The organism is Blautia sp. AM29-29 (genome assembly GCF_003480555.1).
GTDB classification, from domain to species: Bacteria; Bacillota; Clostridia; order Lachnospirales; family Lachnospiraceae; genus Fusicatenibacter; species Fusicatenibacter saccharivorans.
Genome location: NZ_QUJD01000011.1, coordinates 83642 through 89825, shown reverse-complemented (window position 1 = coordinate 89825; position 6184 = coordinate 83642). Strand labels below are relative to the sequence as shown.

Sequence of the window (6184 nt, the reverse complement as noted above, 5' to 3'; positions counted from 1 at the left end):
TGGTGCTATAATACATCTTGTCGTCAGCGAGATGACAAAAACTTAAAGAACATGCGGAAGTGCTGGAATTGGCAGACAGGCCAGACTAAGGATCTGGTGGTCATTGCGATCGTGTGGGTTCAAGTCCCATCTTCCGCATGAAATTTAAAAACTACATAACATGCGGAAGTGCTGGAATTGGCAGACAGGCCAGACTAAGGATCTGGTGGTCATTGCGATCGTGTGGGTTCAAGTCCCATCTTCCGCAGAACGAAAACCCTTGTGCATGCAAGGGTTTTTTCCTGCTCAAAAAAATCAGAGGAAATTCCTTTCCGGATCCCTCTGATTTTTTATTTTTCTTTTTTTCAGAATTTTCTCTGCAATTTCTGTTTTTACAGGTTCGGTCTTACAATCTTCGGTGTATAACCAGCCTCTTCCAGTGCTTTGACGATACGGTTCTTGTGATCGGTGCCGAATGCCTCCATTGTGATGCGGAGCTCTACTGCAGCGCTTCTGTTCGTGGTGAAGAACTGATTGTGGTCCAGTTTGATGACGTTTCCGTTCTCATTTGCAATCACCTGGGAAACGCGTACCAGCTCGCCTGGTTTATCCGGCAGAAGAACGGATACAGTAAAGATACGGTCTCTCTGGATCAGTCCATTCTGGATGACGGAAGACATGGTGATGACGTCCATATTTCCGCCGCTTAAGATCGAAACGATCTTTTTACCTTTGACATCCAGATGTTTTAATGCCGCCACAGTCAGAAGGCCTGAGTTCTCGACGATCATCTTGTGGTTTTCTACCATATCAAGGAATGCTACGATCAGCTCATCATCATCCACAGTAATGATCTCGTCCAGGTTCTGTCTTACATACGGGAAAATCTTGGATCCCGGTGTCTGTACTGCAGTACCGTCTGCAATTGTGCTGACAGGAGATACGGTCGTTACCTCGCCTTTTTCAAAGGAAGCCTTCATACAGGCTGCTCCGGACGGCTCAACACCGATGACTTTGATGTTTGGTTTCAGCAGTTTTGCCAGCGTGGAAACACCGGTAGCCAGTCCGCCTCCTCCGATCGGAACAAGGATATAATCTACGAGCGGAAGCTCCTGAATCACTTCCATAGCGATGGTTCCCTGGCCGGTTGCAACGGTCAGATCATCGAACGGGTGAATAAAGGTATAACCATGCTCTGCTGCAAGCTCGTATGCTTTTGCACATGCCTCATCGTACACATCTCCGTACAGAACAACCTCAGCACCGTAGCTCTGGGTACGCTCTACTTTGATGAGCGGTGTGGTAGTCGGCATTACGATGACAGCCTTTGCACCGTAGCATTTTGCCGCATACGCAACGCCCTGTGCATGGTTTCCTGCAGATGCGGTGATCAGTCCTTTTGCGCGCTCCTCTTCACTTAAGGTGCTGATTTTGTAATAGGCACCGCGCAGCTTATAGGCGCCGGTCAGCTGCATATTTTCCGGTTTTAAGTAGACTTTATTTCCCGTCTGCTCGCTGAAATATTTGCTGTAAACCAGTTTGGTCTCCTGTGTTACTTTTTTTACGATTTCAGACGCTTCCTCAAATTTCGGGAGTGTCAGCATTTCTTCTGCCATAGTCTTTTCTCCTTGTTGTCTTTTTAAGCATTCTCTTCGGATGTATGGAACAGTGCATTTACAAACTGGTCTGCATCAAATTTCTGCAGATCGTGGATGCTCTCACCCACGCCGATGTATTTGACCGGAATATCAAGCTCGGACTGGATGGCAACGGCGATACCGCCCTTTGCAGTTCCGTCCAGCTTCGTCAGAATGATACCGGTGACATTTGCCACTTCTGCAAACTGTCTTGCCTGCTGCAGCGCATTCTGGCCCGTGGTACCGTCCAGCACCACCAGCGTTTCCAGGTATGCCTCTGGGTACTCTTTTTCCAGAATCCGGTAAATCTTGTGGAGCTCTTCCATCAGGTTCTTCTTGTTGTGAAGTCTTCCTGCCGTATCACAGATCAGCACATCCGCATTTCTGGCTTTTGCCGCTGCGACTGCATCGTACACGATGGACGCCGGATCTGCTCCGTTCTGTCCGCCGATGATATCCACGCCGGCACGGTGCGCCCATTCCGTGAGCTGCTCGCCTGCCGCTGCACGGAACGTATCTGCTGCCGCAAGAACAACCTTTTTGCCCTGATCCTTCAGAAGGCCGGCCAGCTTTCCGACGGAGGTCGTTTTTCCGACTCCATTGACACCGATCACCAGTACTACCGATTTCCGGTTTTCAAATTCATAGGCCGTGTCGCCTACATCCATCTGTTTTTTGATGCTCTCGATCAGAAGCTGTTTGCACTCTGCCGGATCGGTAATGTGCTCTTCTGCCACCCGCTCTTTTAAGTGGTCAATAATTTTGGTCGTTGTATTGATGCCGATATCTCCCATGACGAGAATCTCCTCGATCTCCTCATAAAAATCGTCATCAATATTGGAATAGCCGCTGAAAATAGAATCAATTCCAGCTACAATGCTGTCTCGGGTCTTCGTCAGACCGTTGACAAGACGTTTGAAAAAGCCTACTTTCTCCTCCGCCATACCGTTCGCCTCCCTTTATCTTTTCTATCTTACTTCTTTCGTATTGTATCTTATTCATTTCTATTTGTCCAGTTCTCCCTCGATCAAATCGACAGAAACAAGGGTAGAAACACCCTTCTCCTGCATCGTGATGCCGTACAGACGGTCTGCCGCCGTCATCGTACCGCGCCTGTGGGTGATGACGATGAACTGGGTATTTTTTGTCAGCTTATGCAGATACTGCGCAAAACGCGTTACGTTGGAATCGTCGAGCGCCGCCTCGATCTCGTCAAGTAAACAGAACGGGGACGGCTTTAAGTTCTGGATTGCAAAAAGCAGCGCAATCGCGGTCAGTGCCTTCTCGCCTCCAGAGAGCTGCATCATATTCTGCAGTTTCTTTCCCGGCGGCTGGGAAATGATGCGGATACCTGCCTCGAGTACATCCGTGTCCTCCTCGAGTTCCAGCGTTCCCTTTCCGCCGCCGAACAGCTGGCGGAACACGCGGTCAAACTCTTTCCGGATCTCCTCGAATTTTTCCGTGAACTGCTTGCGCATACCGGCATCCAGCTCATCGATGATGCCCTGCAGTGTCTCTGCCGCCTTGACAAGATCGGTGTGCTGTGCATCGAGAAAGGCGTGGCGCTCCGAAATCTCTTTGTACTCCTCAATCGCATTCACATTGACAGAGCCAAGCTTCCGGATCGCATCTTTTACTTCCAGCACACGCCGCTTTAATTCACTACGCTCCGGAATCTCCTCCATCTGGAACTCTCTTGCGTGGCCCGGTGTCACTTCGTACTCTTCCCAGAGATACGAGGTCTGTGCCTCTTTTGTCTCCTCCAGCTTTTCTTTCTGGCTGTTCAGACGGAAGCACTCTTTGTCCATCAGGGAAATCTGGTCGGAGAGCTGATCCCGCTTCTCGAAAAATTCTTTGTGATCTGCGCTTAATGCTTCTTTTTTCTCCTGCAGTTCCACAATCCGGCGGTCTTCCTCTTCTTTTGCCTGCACTGCTGCTGCAATCGTCTTCTGGATCTCCACGATGTCCTGCTGTTTCCTTTTGACATCGTCTTTTTCCTCCGCCGCTTTTTCCAGCATGGTGCGGCTTTCCGCTTCCAGTTTTCCCGTCTCTTCCTCAAGACGGCGGATGTTCTGGGCAAGGAATCCATCCTTCTGGGACAGATTTGCGTAATTTAACCGGATTTCTTCAAGATCCTTCGTATATTCTGCTTCCCGGCGGCGAAGCCCTGTAAGCGCCTCCTGTGCCTTCTGGATATTCTCCTGCAGCGTGCTTTCCCGCTCCACCGATTCCTGCATTTCCTGACCGATGACTTTCCGGTTCCGCTCAATCTCGGCGATCTGATTTTCAATCTCGAGACTCTCCTTCTGAAGCGCTTCAAAATCCAGACGGATTTCCGTCTTTTTCTCGCGCGCTTTTTCCAGATTCAGGCGCACCGTATTCTGCTCGATGTACTGCCGCTGCAGTTTTTCATTCAGCTCGGTGCGGAGATCACGGATTTCATTCCGCTTATTTTTCTTCTCTTCAAGTTCCTGCTGGATTTCCCGCAGTTCCTTCGCAAGACCCTGTACGCTCTTTTCGAGTTCCTCAATCTCACGCCGTCTTCCGAGCAGGTTGCTGTTGTTCCGGAACGAACCTCCTGTCATGGAACCGCCCGGGCTCAAGAGCTCGCCCTCGAGGGTTACCATGCGGAGCGTCTGACGGTATTTCCGCTGAATCACAATGGCATGGTCGATCGTGTCGACCACCAGCGTTCTTCCAAGCAGCTGTGCCACAAGGCCCTCATACACCGGGTCGTACGAAACAAGTGCATTTGCCACACCAAGCACACCGGTTTCTCTTGCCGCATCCTCATTCACCTGCGTTTTTTTCCCGCGCATACTGGTGAGCGGAAGGAACGTCGCACGGCCGAAATGGCCCCGTTTCAGGTATTCAATCAGGTATTTCGCCGTCGCCTCATTGTCGGTGACAATATTCTGAATGCTGCCGCCAAGTGCGGTCTCGATCGCCGTCTCGTACTTTTTCTCCGCCTGCAGAAGATCCGCCACAACGCCGTGGATGCCGGGATTCCGGTCTTTCTGCTCCATGACCTTCCGAATACTGTTTCCATAGCCGTCGTACCGCTCGGTGATGTTCTTTAAGGATTCGAGCCTTGACGCTTCTCTGTGGTAATTGGTCTGGCCGGCTTCCATCTCTTTCGTCTGGTTCGAGAGATCCGCCGTCAGCGCGGTAATCTTCTGATCTGCCTCCTGGTACTGCTGTTTCAGGCTGCTTACCGTCTCTTCGAGCGCTTCAAACGCGTTCTGCAGTTCTTCCATCTGCCCGTTCTGTTCGGACTCGCTCGTCTTTAAATGCAGCACCCTCTGGCTTAATTCTGCCTTTCGGATGCCGATCTGCTCGAGCATCGCATCGTAGCGCTGCATTTTTCCCTTCGTGGAACCCCGCTGGTTCAGAAGGCCGATGACTTCGCTCTTATCCTGTTCACTCTGCAGCTCGACTGCCTGGATCTGCCCCTGGCATTCCGAGAGAGCGGCCTCTTTCTCACTCTTTTCCGTCTCTGACGCAAGAAGTGCTTCATGAAGCCCGTCCTTTTCTGCCTGATATGTATTTTTTTCTGCCGTCTTTGTGCGGCTCTCCGCGCGGATCGCCTCCAGACGTTCTCTTAATGTGTCGCTGTTCCTCTCCGATGCATGAATCTGCTCATTCAACACCTCGATCTGGTTTTCGAGCTGCTGACGTTTCAGTGCATTCTCCCCCGCCTGATCGCGCGCAGAAAGAATCGTCTGGTCCAGTTTTTCCTGCTCCTGTTCCAGCTTTTCATACTCCTGCTTCGTATGCTCAAAAGCCTCTTTCGTGCTCTTTAACTGCTCTTCTGTAATCCGGTACCGGTCTTCTACTTTCGCGAGATCGTTCCGGATGCGCTCCATCTCGAGCAGAAACATATTGATATCGAGGAGCTTTAATTCCTCTTTCTTCTTTAAATAAATCTTTGCCGTCTCAGACTGGCGTTCCAGCGGCTCTAACTGCCTTGTCAGTTCCGAGAGAATGTCGTTGACGCGCACCAGATTCTGCTGCTCTTCCGCCAGCTTCTTTTCGGTCACGGCCTTCCTTCTCTTGAATTTGACAATTCCTGCCGCTTCGTCAAACAGCTCCCGGCGCTCTTCCGGCTTACCACTTAAAATCTTATCAATCTGACCCTGTCCGATGATGGAATAGCCTTCTTTTCCGATACCGGTATCGTAGAACAGCTCGTTGATGTCCTTTAACCGGCACGATGCGCCGTTCATCAGATACTCGCTCTCACCGGAGCGGTAGAGCCGTCTCGTCACCGTGACTTCCTCGAAATCGACATTCAGCTTGTGGTCGGAATTGTCGAGTGTAATTGCAACCGACGCGTAGCCGAGCGGCTTTCTCGTCTCGGTTCCGGAGAAAATAACATCCTGCATATTTCCGCCGCGGAGCTGCTTGGCGCTCTGTTCGCCGAGCACCCAGCGCACCGCATCGCCAACATTGCTCTTTCCACTGCCGTTCGGCCCTACAACGCCGGTAATACCGTCGTGGAACTGCAGAATGGTTTTGTTGGCAAACGACTTAAATCCCTGCATTTCAATGGATTTGAGATACATAAT

At 50.8% G+C, this 6184-nt stretch carries 3 protein-coding genes and 2 tRNA genes; 2 read left to right on the top strand and 3 right to left on the bottom strand.

Translation table 11 applies throughout. The features are described from left to right. Positions 1-53 precede the first annotated feature (53 nt). Both DW769_RS09805 and DW769_RS09800 read left to right on the top strand, forming a co-directional pair. A tRNA-Leu gene (locus DW769_RS09805) sits at positions 54-138 on the top strand. 24 nt (positions 139-162) lie between these two features. Continuing rightward, positions 163-247 (top strand) — tRNA-Leu (locus tag DW769_RS09800). Positions 248-371: 124 nt separating this feature from the next. Here the strand turns inward: DW769_RS09800 and ilvA are convergent. From ilvA to smc, 3 genes are read right to left on the bottom strand one after another with little or no spacing between them, the layout of a single operon-like run. Then, a complete protein-coding gene (gene ilvA / locus DW769_RS09795) occupies positions 372-1583 on the bottom strand; it encodes a threonine ammonia-lyase (protein ID WP_055219017.1) in 1212 nt (403 codons plus the stop codon). 35 nt (positions 1584-1618) lie between these two features. Continuing rightward, positions 1619-2560 carry a signal recognition particle-docking protein FtsY gene (gene ftsY / locus DW769_RS09790; RefSeq protein ID WP_022462735.1) on the bottom strand — a complete coding sequence of 314 codons (942 nt, stop codon included), beginning with the start codon at positions 2558-2560 and terminating at the stop codon, positions 1619-1621. Between the two features lie 60 nt (positions 2561-2620). Next, on the bottom strand, positions 2621-6181 hold the full coding sequence (gene smc, locus DW769_RS09785) for a chromosome segregation protein SMC (RefSeq protein WP_117510309.1): 3561 nt from the start codon (positions 6179-6181) through the stop codon (positions 2621-2623). Between the last annotated feature and the right edge of the window lie 3 nt (positions 6182-6184).

Excerpts from the sequence above, each read along its gene's own strand:
- ftsY (WP_022462735.1), bottom strand. The coding sequence starts at position 2,560 with ATGGCGGAGGAGAAAGTAGGCTTTTTCAAACGTCTTGTCAACGGTCTG.
- ilvA (WP_055219017.1), bottom strand. The coding sequence starts at position 1,583 with ATGCTGACACTCCCGAAATTTGAGGAAGCGTCTGAAATCGTAAAAAAA.
- smc (WP_117510309.1), bottom strand. The coding sequence starts at position 6,181 with ATGTATCTCAAATCCATTGAAATGCAGGGATTTAAGTCGTTTGCCAAC.